This window comes from Actinomadura sp. NPDC048394 (assembly GCF_040651755.1).
Classification (GTDB): domain Bacteria; phylum Actinomycetota; class Actinomycetes; order Streptosporangiales; family Streptosporangiaceae; genus Spirillospora; species Spirillospora montaniterrae.
In genome coordinates this window covers 136,623-153,500 of record NZ_JBEZJL010000005.1, presented here as the reverse complement: position 1 = coordinate 153,500, position 16,878 = coordinate 136,623, and the positions used below count along the sequence as shown (strand labels likewise).

At 76.8% G+C, this 16,878-nt stretch carries 18 protein-coding genes; 6 read left to right on the top strand and 12 right to left on the bottom strand.

Annotated elements, in window-relative coordinates:
* Positions 1 to 47 precede the first annotated feature (47 nt).
* Together AB0C78_RS04815 and AB0C78_RS04810 are read right to left on the bottom strand one after the other, a co-directional pair.
* A complete protein-coding gene (locus AB0C78_RS04815; protein ID WP_360741703.1) occupies positions 48 to 1,397 on the bottom strand; it encodes a sigma-70 family RNA polymerase sigma factor in 1,350 nt (449 codons plus the stop codon).
* An 8-nt stretch (positions 1,398 to 1,405) separates the two neighbouring features.
* On the bottom strand, positions 1,406 to 1,741 hold the full coding sequence (locus tag AB0C78_RS04810; protein ID WP_151546852.1) for a YciI family protein: 336 nt from the start codon (positions 1,739 to 1,741) through the stop codon (positions 1,406 to 1,408).
* Positions 1,742 to 2,001: 260 nt separating this feature from the next.
* Between AB0C78_RS04810 and AB0C78_RS04805 the strand changes: the two genes are divergently transcribed.
* Positions 2,002 to 2,793 (top strand): GntR family transcriptional regulator, encoded by a 792-nt coding sequence (locus AB0C78_RS04805; RefSeq protein ID WP_360741700.1) that lies wholly within the window; start codon positions 2,002 to 2,004, stop codon positions 2,791 to 2,793.
* Between the two features lie 92 nt (positions 2,794 to 2,885).
* Positions 2,886 to 3,683 (top strand): sulfite exporter TauE/SafE family protein, encoded by a 798-nt coding sequence (locus AB0C78_RS04800; protein WP_360741697.1) that lies wholly within the window; start codon positions 2,886 to 2,888, stop codon positions 3,681 to 3,683.
* A gap of 54 nt (positions 3,684 to 3,737) precedes the next feature.
* Here the strand turns inward: AB0C78_RS04800 and AB0C78_RS04795 are convergent, their stop codons facing one another.
* The 3 genes from AB0C78_RS04795 to AB0C78_RS04785 all read right to left on the bottom strand — a co-directional run bounded on the left by AB0C78_RS04795 (position 3,738) and on the right by AB0C78_RS04785 (position 5,845).
* Positions 3,738 to 3,989: a hypothetical protein gene (locus tag AB0C78_RS04795; protein WP_360741694.1), complete on the bottom strand. Its 252-nt coding sequence runs from the start codon at positions 3,987 to 3,989 to the stop codon at positions 3,738 to 3,740.
* Between the two features lie 74 nt (positions 3,990 to 4,063).
* Positions 4,064 to 5,122 (bottom strand): NAD-dependent epimerase/dehydratase family protein, encoded by a 1,059-nt coding sequence (locus AB0C78_RS04790; protein WP_360741691.1) that lies wholly within the window; start codon positions 5,120 to 5,122, stop codon positions 4,064 to 4,066.
* Positions 5,123 to 5,245: 123 nt separating this feature from the next.
* On the bottom strand, positions 5,246 to 5,845 hold the full coding sequence (locus tag AB0C78_RS04785) for a CGNR zinc finger domain-containing protein (RefSeq protein ID WP_360741688.1): 600 nt from the start codon (positions 5,843 to 5,845) through the stop codon (positions 5,246 to 5,248).
* Between the two features lie 86 nt (positions 5,846 to 5,931).
* Between AB0C78_RS04785 and AB0C78_RS04780 the strand changes: the two genes are divergently transcribed.
* Positions 5,932 to 6,912 carry an EamA family transporter gene (locus AB0C78_RS04780; protein ID WP_360741685.1) on the top strand — a complete coding sequence of 327 codons (981 nt, stop codon included), beginning with the start codon at positions 5,932 to 5,934 and terminating at the stop codon, positions 6,910 to 6,912.
* Positions 6,913 to 6,954: 42 nt separating this feature from the next.
* Here the strand turns inward: AB0C78_RS04780 and AB0C78_RS04775 are convergent, their stop codons facing one another.
* The 4 genes from AB0C78_RS04775 to AB0C78_RS04760 all read right to left on the bottom strand — a co-directional run bounded on the left by AB0C78_RS04775 (position 6,955) and on the right by AB0C78_RS04760 (position 10,565).
* Positions 6,955 to 7,731: a methylated-DNA--[protein]-cysteine S-methyltransferase gene (locus AB0C78_RS04775; RefSeq protein WP_151543853.1), complete on the bottom strand. Its 777-nt coding sequence runs from the start codon at positions 7,729 to 7,731 to the stop codon at positions 6,955 to 6,957.
* Positions 7,728 to 8,390 (bottom strand): RNA polymerase sigma factor, encoded by a 663-nt coding sequence (locus AB0C78_RS04770; protein ID WP_360741682.1) that lies wholly within the window; start codon positions 8,388 to 8,390, stop codon positions 7,728 to 7,730. Before AB0C78_RS04770 ends, AB0C78_RS04775 begins: the two co-directional genes overlap by 4 nt.
* Positions 8,391 to 8,475: 85 nt before the next feature.
* Entirely contained in the window at positions 8,476 to 9,141 is a 666-nt protein-coding gene (locus tag AB0C78_RS04765) for a response regulator transcription factor (protein WP_360741679.1), read from the bottom strand.
* Positions 9,138 to 10,565: a histidine kinase gene (locus AB0C78_RS04760; RefSeq protein WP_360741676.1), complete on the bottom strand. Its 1,428-nt coding sequence runs from the start codon at positions 10,563 to 10,565 to the stop codon at positions 9,138 to 9,140. The genes AB0C78_RS04765 and AB0C78_RS04760 overlap by 4 nt, the downstream gene beginning before the upstream one ends.
* A gap of 70 nt (positions 10,566 to 10,635) precedes the next feature.
* On the opposite strand from AB0C78_RS04760, the gene AB0C78_RS04755 reads away from it, so the two are divergent.
* Positions 10,636 to 12,480, top strand: a complete 1,845-nt coding sequence (locus AB0C78_RS04755) for a histidine kinase (protein WP_360741673.1) — start codon at positions 10,636 to 10,638, stop codon at positions 12,478 to 12,480.
* On the top strand, positions 12,477 to 13,139 hold the full coding sequence (locus AB0C78_RS04750) for a response regulator transcription factor (RefSeq protein WP_360741670.1): 663 nt from the start codon (positions 12,477 to 12,479) through the stop codon (positions 13,137 to 13,139). The genes AB0C78_RS04755 and AB0C78_RS04750 overlap by 4 nt, the downstream gene beginning before the upstream one ends.
* Positions 13,140 to 13,211: 72 nt before the next feature.
* Here AB0C78_RS04750 and AB0C78_RS04745 read toward each other — a convergent pair whose 3' ends face one another.
* From AB0C78_RS04745 to AB0C78_RS04735, 3 genes are all read right to left on the bottom strand, one after another.
* Positions 13,212 to 14,012, bottom strand: a complete 801-nt coding sequence (locus AB0C78_RS04745; protein ID WP_360741667.1) for an ABC transporter permease — start codon at positions 14,010 to 14,012, stop codon at positions 13,212 to 13,214.
* Positions 14,012 to 14,962 carry an ATP-binding cassette domain-containing protein gene (locus AB0C78_RS04740; protein WP_360741664.1) on the bottom strand — a complete coding sequence of 317 codons (951 nt, stop codon included), beginning with the start codon at positions 14,960 to 14,962 and terminating at the stop codon, positions 14,012 to 14,014. Before AB0C78_RS04740 ends, AB0C78_RS04745 begins: the two co-directional genes overlap by 1 nt.
* A 190-nt stretch (positions 14,963 to 15,152) precedes the next feature.
* Positions 15,153 to 15,953: a phosphatase PAP2 family protein gene (locus tag AB0C78_RS04735; protein WP_360741662.1), complete on the bottom strand. Its 801-nt coding sequence runs from the start codon at positions 15,951 to 15,953 to the stop codon at positions 15,153 to 15,155.
* Between the two features lie 262 nt (positions 15,954 to 16,215).
* Here AB0C78_RS04735 and AB0C78_RS04730 point away from each other — a divergent pair, with 262 nt between their 5' ends.
* Entirely contained in the window at positions 16,216 to 16,869 is a 654-nt protein-coding gene (locus AB0C78_RS04730) for an HAD-IB family phosphatase (protein WP_360741659.1), read from the top strand.
* Positions 16,870 to 16,878: the final 9 nt, after the last annotated feature.

Genomic DNA, 16,878 nt, shown 5'->3' with positions numbered 1-16,878 from the left:
CCCGCGGGAGTCTCCTTCCCCGTTTTCTTCGGACGTGCCCGCGCCGGTCAGCCGGACCCGGCGGGGTCGGCCGCGGTGGGGTCGGGTTCGGTGGTCTCGGCGAGGCGGCGGGCCAGGTAGCGGCGTTCGGCGTCGCCGCCGGTCAGCTCGAGCGCGGCGCGGTAGGCGCGGGCGGCCTCGGCGCGGCGTCCGAGGCGGCGCAGCAGGACGGCGCGGGTGGCGGGCAGCAGGGGGTAGCCGTCCAGGGCGCCGTCCCGCTCCAGCGCCTCGACCAGCGCGAGGCCGGCGCGGGGGCCGCGGGCCATGCCGACGGCGACGGCGCGGTTCAGCGCGACGACGGGGGTGGGCGCGAGGCGGGCCAGGACGTCGTAGAGCGCGGCGATCTGCGGCCAGTCGGTGGACGCGGCGTCGGGCGCGGTGGCGTGGCAGGCGGCGATGGCGGCCTGCACCAGGTACGGCCCGGCGCGGCGGCCGGCGGCGCGGGCGTCGTGCAGCGCGGCGTCCAGGATCCGCGCGCCCTCGTCGATCCCGGCGGCGTCCCAGCGCGTGCGGTCCTGGTGTTCGAGGGTGACGAGCGTCCCGGTGGCGTCGACGCGGGTGGCGGCGCGGGCGTCGTGCAGCAGCATCAGGGCCAGCAGGCCGCGCGGTTCGGGTTCGGCGGGCATCAGCGCGGCCAGCACGCGCGCCAGCCGGATCGCCTCGGCGCTCAGCCCGCGCCGTTCGGGCCCGCCGCCGGCGGTGTAGCCCTCGTTGAACAGCAGGTACAGCACGGCCAGGACGGCGCCGAGCCGGCCGGGCAGCAGGTGCGGCGGCGGGACGCGGTAGGGGATCCCGGCGGCGCGGATCTTGTGCTTGGCGCGGGTGAGGCGCTTGGACATCGCCGGTTCCGACACCAGGAACGCGCGTGCGATCTCGGCGGTGGTGAGGCCGGCGAGGGTGCGCAGGGTGAGCGCGACGCGGGCGTCGAGGGCGAGCGCGGGGTGGCAGCAGGTGAACATCAGCCGCAGCCGGTCGTCGCCGAAGCCGTCCTCGCCCGCGCCGCCTGGGGCGTCGGGGCCGGGCGGGTCGTCGGGGGTGACCGCGGTGAGGGCGGCCTGGCGGAGGCGGGCGGAGCGTGCGGCGTCGCGGCGGAGCCGGTCCACGGCGCGGTTGCGGGCGGTGGTGGTGAGCCAGGCGCCGGGGCGGTCGGGGACGCCGTCGCGGGGCCAGGTGCGCAGGGCGGCGGTGAAGGCGTCCTGCGCGCAGTCCTCGGCGAGGTCCCAGTCGCCGGTCATGCGGATCAGGGTCGCGACGATCTGCCCCCATTCGGTGCGGAACGCCGCCGCGGCGGCGGCCGCCGTGTCCGCGTTCGCAGGCGGGCGGCGGGCCGGTCCGGGGTCCGCGGCGCGCCGGGGCACGGGCCGGGTCACGGTTCGTGGACGGGGCGGATCTCGATCTGGCCGAGCCGGGCCCAGGGGTGCCGGGCGGCGATCTCGACGGCCTCGTCCAGGCCGGCGCACTCGATGAGGCTGAACCCGCCGATCTGGTCCTTGGTCTCGGCGAACGGCCCGTCGGTGAGCAGCACCTCGCCGTCGCGGACCTTCACGGTGGTGGCGGTGGCGGCGGGGGCCAGGCCGGCGCCGCCGTACACCACGCCGCGCTCGGTCATCTCCTGCGACCAGCCGCCGCAGCCGGTGGTCGCGGCCTCCTCGGGATCGGTGCCGGCGGTCTCGTCGCTGCAGATCATCAGCACGTAGCGCACAGGGCCTCCCGCGGTCGCCGGACGAGATCGCTCTGCTCGGCAGGATGCCAGATCCCGGGGTGCCCGCGCACCGTTCCCGGCCGGTCCGCAGCGGGCGGGTGGCCGAACTCCCCGGAGCCCGCCGCACATCCGCTGGTGAGGCGTTAATGCAGGTCAAACAGGGTGGCGTAACAGTGGCGTAATGTTGGTGCGGCATCCTGGGCGAGGGGGCGGGCCGCCGGTTCGGAGCGGCGCGCCGGGGGCTGGAGCGAGGGAGGGCCATGGGCGGGACGTCGCGGGCGGGACGCGGCGAGTGGGTGTCGTCGCGGCCGCGGGCCGAACGGGCCCGGCAGGCCGCCGACGTGCTGCGCCAGCAGATCACCGGCGGCGCGTTCCCCGGCGGGACGCTGCCGGGCGAGCGGGAGTTGGGCGAGCGGCTCGGCGCGTCCCGCAACGCCGTCCGGGAGGCGCTGGCGCTGCTGCGCGCCGAGGGCCTGATCACGCGGCGGCGCGGCGTGGGCACCACGGTGGTCGCGGCCAAGCACGGGCACGGGCTGGACCGGCTGGCGGGGCTGGCGGAGGCGCTCACCGGGCACGGCACGGTCGCCAACGAGGTCCGCGAGATCGGCCGGGTCCCGGTGCCGCCGCCGGCGGTGGCGGCGCGGCTGGGGCTGGCGCCCGGCGCCGGCGCGGTCCGCGTGGAGCGGCTGCGGCGGCTGGAGGGTGAGCCGCTGTCGCTGGACACCACCTACCTTCCCGGCGACATCGGCGAGGGCCTGCTGCGGCGCCCGGACCTCGGCCGGGAGCTGGCCGAGCGGGACCTGTTCGGGCTGATCGAGGAGGTCGCCGGGCAGCCGCTCGGCCGGGCGGAGGTGCAGGTGCACGCGGTGGCGGCCGCGCCGGCGACGGCGGCGCTGCTGGACGTCCCGGCGGGCGCGGCGATCTTCGCGATCGACCGGCTGGCGCATCTGGCCGACGGGCGTCCGGTCGACAGCGAGGCGGTGCACATCCGCGCGGACCGGCTGACGCTGCGCGCCACCCTGTACCGCGCGCCGGGCCCGCCCGGCGCTTGACCGCGCCTGACCGCGCCTGACCGCGCCTGACCGCGCCCGGGCGCCGCCTGCGGGCGGCGCCGGGGTGTCCGTTGCGAGGGAGAGGAGGGGCCGTGGGCGGTCTCGGAATGCCGGTGCTGGCGGGGCTGGTGCTGTTCGGGCTGGTCGCGGGGGTCGGCATCACGGCGGTCGGGCCGGGCGGGGTGCTGGTGACGGTCGGGCTGTTCGCACTGACGGGGCTGCCGCCGGCGCAGGTCGCGGGCACGGCGATCGTCACGCATGTGGCGACCGGGGCGCTGGCGACGGCCGCCTACACCCGGTCGGGGCAGCTGCGCGAGCGCGGCACGCGCCGGTCGGCGGTGGTGCTGGCCGCCGCCGCGGTCGTGGGGACGCCGCTGGGCGTGCTGGTCAACGGCGCGGTGTCGGGGCGGGTCTTCGGGATCCTGCTCGGGGTGTTCGTCGCGCTGGTCGGCGCGCTCGTGTGGCTCCGCGCGGGCCGTCCCGCCGCTGCGCCCGGCGACTCCGGGGAGTCCGGCGGCACCGGGGCCGGTCGGGGGCCGGGGGCGCCGGTGGTGGCGGCGGTCGGCTTCGCGGTGGCGGTGGCCGGCGGGGTGTTCGGGATCGGGGGGCCGATGCTGTGCGTGCCGCTGCTGGTGGTCCTGGGAGTCCCGGTGCTGTCGGCGCTGGCGGCGGCGCAGGCGCAGTCGGTGGTGATCGCGACCGTGGGGACGCTCGGGTACGTGGCGGCGGGGGCGGTGGACTGGCCGCTGGCGGCGCTGACCGGGGTGCCGGAGCTGGCGGGGGTGCTGCTGGGCTGGGTGATCGCGCGGGCGGTGCCGGCGGGCGCACTGACCGGTTCGCTGGTGGTCAGCCTGTTCGCCCTGGCCCCGTATCTGGCCCTGCACGGCTGACCCGGCCCGCCGGGCGGGCGGACGGGGCGGGCGGGCGGAATCGCGCCGCGGGTGTCAGCCGCCGAGGCTGTCGAGGGCGGTGTCGAGGCGCTGGGCGAGGCGCTCGAGCTGCTCGTCGTTGGCGCCGGTGTCCAGTTCGGCGATGACGGCGTCCCGGGTGGTGATCACCATGGCGTCGTCGGGTTCGCCGCGCCCGCCGGGTGTGGACGGGACGACGGCGGCGTGTCCTTCGACGACGACGAGCGCGGCGTCGCGGTCGGTGGAGGACAGCAGTTCGTGCAGGTGGGCTGGTGTGATCGTCGGCATCGGGTGACCTCCTGTGGGTGTTCGGCGGGGCGCGTGGACCGGGACGGGGCCGGGGTGTCCGGGGCCGGGGCGGGTCAGGGCTTGTGGCCGACGCCGGTGGCGATCTCGCGGGCGCGGGCGGGGCCGCCGGCGCCCGGGGACAGGGGCGGGGTGTCGCGTCCGGCGCCGGTGCGCAGGCCCTCCAGGAACTCGGCCATCGCGTCGCGGGCGGTGTGGCGGGGCGTCCAGCCGAGTTCGTCGCGGGCGCGCGCGGTGTCCATGATCGGCACTTGCAGGGCCAGGTCGAACAGGCCGGGGGAGGCGGGCACCAGGTGCAGGTTCCAGGCGGCGGCGAGCGCGGCGCGCACGCCGCGGGCGGGCAGCCGGACGGTGCGGGCGCCGAGCAGGCCGGCCAGGACGCCGGGGTCGATGACAGGGTCGGCGGCGATGTTGAAGGCGCCGCGGGCGTCGCCGAGCGCGGCGAGCGCGAACGCCCGCCCGGCGTCGGCGGAGTGCAGGGCCTGGAAGCGCAGGCCGGGCAGGTCGGGGACGACGGGGACGCGGCCGGGCCGCACCAGCCGCCCGGGCACCAGCGGGCCGGCGAACAGGCGGCGCTGCTCGGCGGCGCTCTGGCGTTCGAACACGAACCCGGGGCGGATCCGCACGGCGCGGGTGGCGGGGTTGCGGGCCTCGAAGACGTCCAGGAGCCGTTCGACGTAGGCCTTCTCGCGGCTGTAGGCGGCGCCGGGCCAGCCGTGGGTGGGCCAGGACTCGTCGACGGCGCGGTCCTTGGGGCCGGGGGAGTAGGCGCCGACGGAGGAGGCCACGACCAGGGCGGGCACGCCGGCGGCGGCGACGGCGTCCAGGACGCGGGTGGTGCCGACGACGTTGGAGTCCCAGGTGACGGCGGGCCGGTGGGTGGGCTGGAACAGCCAGGCGAGGTGGATCACGGCGTCGGCGCCGCGTAGCAGCGGGACCAGGTCGGTGTCGGTGACGTCGGCCTCGGCCCATTCGGTGCGGTCGTCGCGGCCGGCGCGCGCGCCGGGGCCGCGGCGCGACAGCCCGAGGACGGAGGTGACGCGGGGATCGGCGGTGAGCGCTTCGACGGTGCTGGTGCCGATGTTGCCGGTGGCGCCGGTGACGACGACCCGCATGGTGTTCCCCCTCAGTCGTCCCTGCAGGTGGACGGCCCCATTCCCGCCACGCGCCGCTCTACACGTGCGCGCCGCCCCCCTGCCGCCCGTGCGGCGGGGTGCGTGCGGGCGGCGCGGGCGGGGTCAGGCGTGCGGGTCTGGGGTGGTGCGGCGGGCGCGGAACGCGGCGGCCTTGGCGCGGTTGCCGCACTGGCTCATGTCGCACCAGCGGCGGGTGCGGCGGCGGGAGGTGTCCAGGTACAGGCGGGTGCAGGGGTCGGCCTGGCATTCCTTGAGGACGCCGCGGCCGGCGTCGACGCCGTCGCGCTGCTCGCCGTCACCGGGAGCGGCGGCCGCGGCGGCGAGCAGGTCGACGGCGGCGCGGGCGGCGGCGGCCAGGACGGCGGCGGCGTCGCCGTCGCGGTGCACGGCGCCGTCGCCGGTGAGGCGCGGGACGGGTGGCGGGACGGCGGCGCGCCGGTTGATCAGGTCGCGGTCGGCGGCGGCGGGGGGTTCGCCGTGCAGGACGGCGGTGGCGGCGCGGTAGATCGCCTCGCGCAGGTCGAGGGCGGCGGCGAGGTCGGCGGCGCTCACCGGGGGCGGGTCGGTGACCAGGCCGGCGGCGACGCTCCAGCGGGCGAGGTGCTCGGGGGCGGTGAGCAGGTCGCGGCGGTCGGCGCGGCGGTGCTGGACGGTCCCGGCGAGGTCGAGGGCGAGGTCGCCGGACAGGAAGGTGAACTCCATCCCTCCACGATAACCACCTTGACAGGTTATGGACGGCGGTCCGAGGATGAATAACCGTCATAACCGGTTACTCATGGAGGTGCCTCATGGTGGTCCAGCGCTTCGAGGACGCCCCGCCCCGGGGCACCGCACCCGCCCGACCGGACACCCCGACGGACCCTCGGGCGGGCACGCGGACGGCGGCGCCGGGGGAGCGGACCGCCACCCGCACCGGCGGCGGCCGTGCGGGAGCGGCGGCGATGCCCGCGGTGTTCGTCCTGCTGTGGAGCAGCGCGTTCATCGCCGGGGTGATCGGCGTGGACGCCGCCCCGCCGCTGCTGCTGATCTTCGCGCGGTTCGCCGCCGCCGGGATCCTGCTGGCCGGCTACGCGGTCGCCGTCCGCGCGCCGTGGCCGCGGGGCCGCGCCCTGGCGCACCTGGCGGTGTCGGGACTGCTGATCCAGGCCGTCCAGTTCGGCGCCCTCTACAGCGCCCTGGCGATGGGCCTGCCCGCCGGGGTCGTCGCGCTCGTCCAGGGCCTGAACCCGGTCGTGATCGCGCTGCTGGCGGCGCGGGTGCTGGGGGAGCGGATCAGCGGACGCCGGTGGGCCGGGTTCGCGCTCGGCGCCGCCGGGGTCGTGCTGGCCGTCGCCGACCGCGTCGCGTTCTCGCCCCTCGGCGTGGTCCTGTCCCTGGTCGGCCTTCTCGGGCTCAGCCTCGGCACCCTCTACCAGAAGCGGCACGTCCCCGACATGGACGTGCGGACCGGCACCGCCGTGCAGTTCCTGGTCGCCGCGCCGCCGCTGGGCGCGCTGTCGCTGCTCACCGAGACGCCCGCCGTCGCGCACTGGGGCGCGTTCGGCGCCGCGCTCGCCTGGATGGTGCTGGTCAACTCCATCGGGGTGTTCCTGCTGCTGAACACCATGCTGCGCCGCTCGGCCGCCTCGAGCGTCGCCGCGCTGTTCTTCCTCACCCCGTCGGTCACCGCGGTGCTGGCGTGGGCGACGATCGGGCAGGCGCTGGACCCGCTCGCCGTCGCTGGCCTGGTCCTCGGCGGCGCCGGCGTCCTGCTCGCCGGCCGCCGCTGACCCCCGCCCGGCCAGGCCTCTGCGGGGCGGGGGCTCCGCCGGTCAGGCGGGGAACGGGTCGGGGCCCTCGGGACGGCAGTGCCGGCACGGCCGGTACCCCGCGGCCCGCGCGGCGGCCAGGTCCCGGAACCCGCGCCGGTGCGACGGCGCGATCCGGCGGGCGTCGGCGCAGGTCGGGAAGCACACGATCCCGGTGGTGTCGCTGCCGACCAGCCGCACCCCCCGCCGCGCCATGCCGGCGACCTCGTCCACGTCGACGTCCTCGGCGCGCAGCAGCCGCTCCTTGGCCGCCGCCCCGAACACGTACTCGCCCAGCGACCCGTCCGACCGGGTCACCCGATGGCAGGGGATCAGCAGCGGAACCGGGTTGCGGCCCAGCGCCGACCCGACCGCCCGCACCGCCTTCGGACGCCCCGCGCGCCGCGCCACCCATGCGTACGGGCGGGTCTGCCCGCGCGGGATCGTCGCCGCGGCCCGCAGCACCGCCGCCTCGAACCCGCTCAGCCCCCGCAGGTCCAGCGGCAGGTCGCCGAGCCGCCCCGTCCGCAGCGCCGGCACCAGCCCGGCCGGCGGCGCGTCGGCGGGCAGCAGCGGCCGCGCGAACCGCTCCCGGAACGCCGCGGTGAACTCCTCCTCGTCCAGCCCGGCCCGCAGGTACGCCACACCGCGGTCGGTGAACGCCACCCGCAGGCGCTCCAGCGGGCCGTCCACCTCGACGCGGCGCGCGGCGATCCGGTCCAGCAGCGCGGGCGGCGCGTCGGCGGCGAGCCCGGCCAGGCCCTCCAGCAGCGCGTCGGACGCGGGATCGATGCCGCTCATCGGGCACCCCCTCCTTCCTGGTCATGGTGCAGGCGGCGCAGGCGCGCCAGGCCGCGCGACACGTGCGACTTCACGGTGCCCTCCGGCACCCCCATCACCTCGGCGATCTCCGCGACCGGAAGGTCGGTGACGTGCCGCAGCACCACCGCGGCGCGCTGCGCCTCCGGCAGCTCGGCCAGGAGCCCCGCCAGCTCCCGCCCGGTCTCGTGCCGCGCCGCCGCGTCCTCCACGCCCTCGGCGGGGTCGGGCGGGTCCGGCGCGTCCTCCAGCGGACCCGGCGGCGGCTTGCGCGCCGCCGTCCGCAGCCCGTTGCGCCACACGTTCGTCAGGATCGTCAGCAGCCACGCCCGCGGCCGCAGGTCCGCGATCCGCTCCGGCCCGTACCCGCACAGCGCCCGGTAGGCGCGCAGGAACGCCTCGGCGGACAGGTCCTCGGCCTCCGCCCACCGGCCGCACAGCCGCAGCGCGGTGGAGAACACCGGCGCCCGGTACGCCTCGTACATCACCGCGAACCCGCCGTCCAGGTCGCCGGACAGCGCGGCGACGACCCGCGCGCCCGCCGCGTCGCCCCCGCACCCCGCGCCCGCGGGGTCCCCGGCGGCGGCGCCCTCGGCGGACGCTGCGGCGGGCCGGATCGAAACCTCGTCGGTAACCGTCACATCCCCTTCAACACCGCCGCCGCCCGACCCGTTGCACCCCGCGCCCGCGCTCCCGCGGGGTCGCGGGGTCGCGCTGCGGCGGGGGTCAGCCGAGCCAGCCGGGACGGATCATCCCCGACTCGTAGGCCAGCACCACCAGCTGCGCCCGGTCCCGCGCCCCCAGCTTCGCCAGGATACGGCTGACGTGCGTCTTCGCCGTCGCCGGCGACAGCACCAGCCGCTCGGCGATCTCCTCGTTCGACAGGCCCTGCGCGACCAGCTCCAGCACCTCCCGCTCCCGCGCCGTCAGCGCGTCCAGCTCCACCGCCGGCGGCGGCGCGGTGATCCGGGACGCGAACTCGGCGATCAGCCGCCGCGTCACCGCCGGCGCCAGCAGCGCGTCGCCGCGCGCCACCACCCGCACCCCGTGGATCAGCTCCGGCGGCTCGGTGTCCTTCACCAGGAACCCGCTCGCCCCCGCCTTGATCGCCCCGTACACGTAGTCGTCCAGGTCGAACGTCGTCAGGATCACCACCCGGACGGCGGCCAGCGCGGGGTCGGTCACGATCCGGCGGGTCGCCTCCAGCCCGTCCAGCACCGGCATCCGCACGTCCATCAGCACCACGTCCGGGCGCAGCTCGCGCGCCAGCCGCACCGCCCGCTCACCGTCCCCGGCCTCGGCGACGATCTCGATGTCGTCCTCGCCCTCCAGGATCGACCGGAACCCGGCCCGCACGAGCGTCTGGTCGTCGGCCAGCGCCACCCGGATCACGTGTCCTCCCGCATCGCCCGTCCCGGCCTGCCGTCCGCCACCTGTTCTCCCGCTCCCTCGTCGTGCCCCCGCCGGCCGGCGGGGGGCTCCAGCGGCAGGCGGGCCCGCACCCGGAACCCGCCGTCCGGGCCCGGCCCGGCGGTCAGCTCGCCGCCGACCGCCACGGCCCGCTCCCGCATGCCGCGCAGCCCGTTTCCGCGCAGGCCGTCGCCGCGCGCCGGCCCGTCCGGATCCGCGGACGCCGCGGGTTCGCCGGGCGGGCCCGCACCATCATCGTCGATCTGCACGATCACCGCGTCCGCGGTGCACCGCACCTCCACCGTCACCGTTTCCGCGCCCGCGTGGCGGACGACGTTGGTCAGCGCCTCCTGCACGATCCGGTACCCGGCCAGCCCGACCGGTGCCGGCACCGCCGCCAGCGGCCCGCCGCCCTCACCACCACCGGCCCCGGCGGTGTCGGCTTCGGCGGGGGTGGCGAGGTCGCCGGCGCGCCGCACCCGCAGGCCCGCCGCCGCCGTCCGCTCCAGCAGCTCACCGACCCGCGCCAGCGACGGCACCGGCTCCACCGGCCCGCCGCCCCCGCCGGGCCCGTCGACCTGCCGCAACACCCCCAGCACCCCGCGCAGCTCCCGCAGCGTCTGCCGGCTCGCCGCCTTGATCGCCTCCAGCGCCGCGTACGCCCGCGCCGGATCGTCGCGGCGGTGCAGCGCCGCACCCGCCTGCACGTTGATCAGCGAGATCTGGTGCGCCAGGACGTCGTGCAGCTCCCGCGCGATCCGCAGCCGCTCCTGCGCCGCCCGCCGCAGCGCCTCCTCCTCCCGGCCCCGCTCGGCCGCGGCGGCGCGCCGCTCGGCCTCCTCCACCCGGATCCGCCGCCCCCGCACGTACTGCCCGACCGCGACCGTCAGCAGCAGCGCCACCGTCAGCGACGCCACCCCGCGCGCGTCCACCACCGCGTTCGGGTCGTCGCGGCCCCCGCCGCCCCGCAGCGCCGACGCGGTCAGGAACCCCGCGTTCACCGCGATCACCGCGCCGAGCGGCACCGCCGGCCGGCACTCCACCGCCGCGTTGAACAGCGCCACCAGGAACACGAACGCGATCGGCCCGTCCGGATACCCCAGCGGGTAGTACAGCGGCGGCACCGCGGTCGCCACCACCAGCAGCAGCACCGGATGCCGGCGCCGCCACACCAGCGCCAGCGTCGTCACCGCGATCAGCGCCAGCCCGCCCGGCCACAGCGGACGGTCACCGGGCTTGGCGGCGGCCGCGCTCATCACCCACGTGATCACCAGCGCCGCCACCGCCGGCACCACCTCGCCGGCCCGGCCATGCGCCCACCGGCGCGTCCACTCCGCGCGGCGCCGCGCCGACCACGGCCGCGACGGCGGGGCGGGCCGCCCGGGGCGCGGCGAGGGCACGGTCACCCGCCCCACGGTAGCGGCCCCTGACTTTCGGCAGTATCACCGCAGATCACCGGCTTGTACCGTGGTCCGGGTGAACGACCCGGCCACCACCGTCCCGCGGCGCCCGGGGGAGCGGGACACGGGGGAGCGGGGCACGGCCACCCCCGCACCCGCCGCCCCGCCCGGCGCCCGCCCCGCCATCGGCGCCGCCGCACGCGCCCTCCGCGCGGTCCGAGCGGAGACCCGCGCCGCCGTCCACCGCCCCCGCAGATCCCTGCTGGTCAAGGACATCGTGCTGTGGGCGGTGCTGGCGCTGCCCGTCGCGTTCGACCTGGTCTCACCGCTCGAGCCGGCCACCCCGTACTGGTGGCTGCGGATCGCCGGCATCGGCGCCCTGGCCGCCGCCGTCGCGGTCTCCCGGACCCGCCCGACCGCCGCGCTGCTCACCGCCATCGCGCTGATCCCCGTGCACGGCAACTTCGCGTTCGCGATGCCCGTCATGTCCTACCTGACCGGGCTGCGGACGCCCCGCGCCCGCCCGGTGCTGTGGGGATTCACCGCCGTGTTCGCCGCCGGCACCCTGATCGACATCGCCCGTGGCATCGACGTCACCACCTGGTTCCCCCTCACCCTGTGGCTGGTGCTGCTCGGCGTGCTGCCCTGGCTCGTCGGCCGCTACTGGCAGCAGTACCAGGAGCTCCTGCACGCCGGCTGGGAACGCGCCGACCGCCTCGAGCGCGAGCAGCGCATCACCGCCGAACGCGAACGGCTGCGCGAACGCGCCCGCATCGCCCAGGACATGCACGACTCCCTCGGCCACGAACTCGCCCTCATCGCCGTCCGCGCCGGCGCCCTGCAGGTCGCCCCCGGCCTCGACGACCGCCACCGCGCCGCCGCCGCCGAACTGCGCGCGGGCGCCGCCGACGCCACCGAGCACCTCCGCGAGATCATCGGGGTCCTCCGCGACGACACCGCCCGCCGCGCCGCGGCGGGGGAGACCACCGGCCCGAACGGGACGCGGCCCGCCGCCCGGCCCGTCCACGAAAGCGTCCACGACCTCGTCGAACGCGCCCGCGCCTCCGGCGTCCCCGTCCGCCTGGACACCACCGCCGGGCCCGCCCCCGGCCACCTCCCGCCCATGATCGCGCTCGCCGCGCACCGGATCGTGCAGGAGGCCATCACCAACGCCGCCAAGCACGCACCCGGCGCCCCGATCACCGTCACCCTCGCCCGCCGCACCCCCGCCGACGGCGCCGGCGACGGCGCCCCGGCCGCAATCGTCGTCACCGTCGCCAACGACGCCCCGCCCGCCGGGCCCGCCCTCCTCCCGCCCGGCGGCGGCCACGGCCTCACCGGACTCACCGAACGCGCCCGCCTCGCCGGCGGCACCCTGCACGCCGCACCCGCCCCCGGCGGCGGCTTCACCGTCCGCGCCGTCCTCCCCGAGACCCCGCCGCCCGGCCCCCGCCCCCTGAACACCCCGGACACCCCGGACGCCCACGACGCCCCGGGCGCCGCCGGCGGGCCGTCGGAATCGGCCCGGCACCTCGAACGCGAACGCCGCCACGTCCGCCGCGGCCTCATCACCGCCATCGCCGTCCCCGCCGCCCTCATCGCCGCCCTCGGCGCCGTCATGCTCGGCTACTACACCTACGCCACCCTCAACTCCGTCCTGCCGCCCGACGACTACGCCGCCCTGCGCGTCGGCGACACCCGCGCCCACGTCGAGCAGTTCCTCCCGCCCATGCAGGCCACCGAGGCCAGCGGCGTCCGCGCCCGCGTCCCCGAACCGCCCGGCGCCCGCTGCCGCTACTACCGCCCCACCGCCGACCTGCTCGGCACCGGCCACCTCTACCGCCTGTGCTTCACCGGCGGACGCCTCACCGACAAGAACGCCTACAGCACCGCCGACCCCGCCACGAAAGGCCCCGAGTGATCCGCGTCCTGCTCGCCGACGACGAGACCATGATCCGCGCGGGAGTCCGCGCCATCCTGTCCGCCGACCCCGGCATCGACGTCGTCGCCGAGGCCGGCGACGGCCGCGAGGCCGTCGACCTCGCCCTCGCCCACCACCCCGACGTCGCGCTCCTCGACATCCGCATGCCCCGCATGGACGGCCTCGCCGCCGCCGACGAGCTGCGCCGCGCCGCCCCCGCCACCGCCGTCGCCATCCTCACCACCTTCGGCGAGGACGACTACATCGCCCGCGCCCTGTCCGGCGGCGCCAGCGGCTTCCTGCTGAAGTCCGGCGACCCCCACGAGCTCATCGCCGGCGTCCGCGCCGTCGCCGCCGGCGCCGCGTTCCTGTCGCCCAAGGTCGCCCACCGCGTCATCACCGAACTGTCCGGCGGACGCATGGCCGCCGGCGCCGCCGCCCGCCGCCGCACCGCCGGGCTCACCCCCCGCGAACGCCAGGTCCTCGCCCTGCTCGGCGCCGGCCTGTCCAACGCCGAGATCGCCGACCGCCTCCACGTCGTCGAAGGCACCGTCAAGGCCTACGTCAGCGCCATCCTCACCCGCCTGGACGTCCGGAACCGCGTCCAGGCCGCCGTCCTCGCCCACGAAGCCGGGCTCGTCGGCGACCCCACCCCCTGACCGCCCACCACCAGCGGGGCCGCCGCACCGCGATCACGGTACGGCGGCCCTAGGGGTTCGCATCGAGCACGGTCAGGCGTCGCGGCGCCGCAACACCAGCACCCCGCCCCACAACGCCGCGACCGTCCACGCCGCCAGGATCGCCGCCCCGACCCCCGCCGGGTACGGGCCGTCACCGTTCATCAGGTACCGGCCCGCCGTGCTCGGCAGCGCGTCCGCCACATGCCGCCCCATCTCCGAACCGGCGTTCACCAGCAGCATCGGCACCACCAGCAGGAACAGGAACGCCGTCGTCAACGTCCCCGCCGTGCTGCGCAGCATCGCCCCGATCCCGAGCACCAGCAGGCTCACCAGCGCCAAATACACCCCCATCTGCAGCGCGTCGTCGACCGCCACCACCGCCCGGAACCGGCCCCACCCGCCCAGCACCGGACCCGCCACCGCCGTCCCCACCGCCCCCAGCACCGCGCCCGCCGGCAGCATCACCGCCGCCAGCACCACCGCCTTGGACGCCAGCATCCGCCCCCGCCGCGGCACCCACTGCAGCGTCGACCGGATGCTCCCCGTCGCGTACTCACCGGTGATCACCAGGATCGCCACCGCCACCACCACGAACTGCACCAGGTCCAGCGACGCGACCGCGACCCCGCTCACCGACACCACCCCCTGATCGTCCGAGGCGACCTCGTTGGTGTTGTTCGACACCGTCGACGACGCCAGGACCAGCGACATCAGCCCCATCAACGCGGCCGAGCCCGCAAGGCCCCACCACGTCGACCGCACCGACCACAGCTTCGTCCACTCCGCCGCCACCGCTCCCGGCAGCCCGCCACCGGCCCGCTCCCCACCACGCGCCCGCACCGTCGCCGCCATCACGCCCGCACCCCCGCCGCCGCGCCGGCGCCGTACTCCACGCTCGCCCCCGTCAACTCCATGTACGCCTCCTCCAGCGACGCCTTCTCCTCGCTCAGCTCCAGCAACGGCACCCCCGCCTCGAACGCCAGCCACCCCACCCGGTCCACCGGCAACCCCGTCACCACCAGCTCCTCCGCCGACACCCGCACCACCTCCACACCTCCACGCGCCTCCGCTGCCCGCGGCGCCTCCGCCCGCACCCGGGCCGCCAGCTCCGCCGCCCGCGGACTGCGCACCCGCACCGCATTCCGCGAACTCGCCGCGATCACCTCCGCCACCGGCGCGTCCGCGATCAGCCGCCCCCTCCCGATCACCACCAGCCGGTCCGCCGTCACCTGCATCTCGCTCATCAGATGCGACGACACGAACACCGTCCGGCCCTCCGCCGCCAGCGACCGCATCAACCGCCGCACCCACAGCACCCCGTCCGGATCCAGCCCGTTCACCGGCTCGTCGAACAGCAGCACCCCCGGATCGCCCAGCAGCGCACCCGCGATCCCGAGCCGCTGCCCCATCCCCAGCGAGAACGACCCCGCCCGCTTCCCGGCCACCCCCTCCAGACCCACCAGCGCCAGAACCTCCTCCACCCGCCCCGCCGCGATCCCGTTGCTGCGCGCCATCGCCAGCAGATGCCGCCGCGCCGACCGCCCCGGATGCACCGCCTTCGCCTCCAGCAGCGCCCCCACCTCCCGCAGCGGATGCCGGAACTCCCCGTACCGGCGGCCGCCCACCAGCGCCGCCCCCGCACTCGGACGATCCAGCCCCACGATCATCCGCATCGTCGTCGACTTCCCCGCCCCGTTCGGCCCCAGGAACCCCGTCACCTTCCCCGCCGCCACCTCCAGCGACAGGCCGTCCACCGCCGTCCTGTCCCCGTACCGCTTCGTCAGACCACGCAACGCGATCATCACACCGTCCCTCCGGCTCGACGCCCCGACACCGCCAGAACCTAGGCGGCGGGGGAGCGGCCCCGCAGTGCCCGAACGTCGCACCCCGACCCCCTACTTTCGGCAGGGAACCCGCACCGCCCCGGACGAAACGAAACGGGCCGCCCCGGTGCCACCACCGGAACGGCCCGCCCGCACGCGCCCGCCGACGCTACGAACCCGGCCGATGATGCCGCCCCACCGCACCACCACCGGCTCCGGCGCCGCCGACACCCCGCACACCGCCCATCACGTCCGGCATCGTCACCGCCGCATCGTCCACCCGCGTCACACCCCCCGCAGCCGCCGGCACCCGCGCCGGAACCGCACCCGCGTACCCCGCACCCACCGCCGCAGGCACCGGACGAGCCCCCAGCACCACCGCACCCACCGGGAACCCCCGCAGAAGATCCACCACCGGCTCGGCCGCACGCACCAGCACCAGCGCCACCACCGGAGCGACCACCACCCCCACACAGAACCCCGCCGCCACGTCATGCGGGTAGTGCACGCCCACGAACACCCGCGAGAACGCCATCAGCATCGCCAACGGCAGCACCAGCGGCGCCAGCGCCCGCCACACCACCACCAGCGCCGCAGCCGACGCCGCCGCGATCGTCGCGTGGTTGCTCGGGAACGACCAGTCCCCGGGCGGCGGACACGACGCGATGTGCAGCGCCCCCGGCACCGCCCGGCACGGCCGCTCCTCCTGAAGGAAGTCCTTCGACACCTCGCTCACCAGATACGCCGCCACCATCGCGAACGGCGCCGACAACGCCAGCCCCATCGACCGCGCGTCCCGGCCCCGCGCCCGCCACCAGCCCGCCACGAACAGCACCGCGAACAACAGCAGCCCCGCGTTCGTCCCCACGTCCGCCACCGAATGCACCCACGACGGCGTACCCCACGCCCACTCGGTGACGTCCCGGTACAGATGGACGCTGAAATCTGGCGCCTGCATGCTCTCCCTCACGATCCAGACGACCGCCCGACACCACATCCGACACCGGACGGACCGCCGAAGTTCACCCCACGTTCACCGTCCCGTAGAGCTTGGCATGCCACACGATCACCCGCGCCACAAACACCGCGCATCACCCAGAAGTCGGCCCCGCACCCCCGACGAAAGACACCCCCGCCACCCCCGGCCTCCGACAGGACCCGGGCCGCACGCCGCCTACCACAACGAAAACCGATTCGCCCACCACCACCGCCGTCCACCACACTCACACCACGTGGGAAACCTGCACATCTTCGACATGGACGGCACCCTCCTCAACGGCACCACCGCCAACCTCCAACTCGCCCGCCACCTCGGCACCCTCACCGAACTCCACGCCCTCGAAGCCCGCTTCGCCGCCGGCACCCTCGACACCCGCGCCTTCTCCACCGAGATCCACCGCCTCTGGCGCCACCTCACCCCCCAGCACGTCACCGCCGCCTACACCGCAAGCCCCTGGCTCACCGGCATCGCCGACGTCTGCGCCGACATCCGCGCACGCGGCGAACACTCCGCCGTCATCACCATGTCGCCCGACTTCTTCGCCCGCCACCTCCTCGACCTCGGCTTCGACCACGTCATCGCCTCCCGCTTCCCCCCGCTCCCGTTCACCACCGCACCCCTCGACACCAGCGGCATCCTCACCCCCGACGACAAGGTCCGCATCGCCGAAGAACTCCGCACCCGCCACGGCCTCACCACCGACCAATGCATCGCCTACGGCGACTCCATGTCCGACGCACCCCTCTTCCGCCACCTCACCAACACCGTCGCCATCAACGCCGACCACCACCTCGCCGGCATCGCCGCCCTCGACTACCGCGGCACCGACCTCACCGCCGCCTACACCCTCGCCCGCACCCTCCTCCAACCCACACCGGGGGAGTAGCCACCCGGC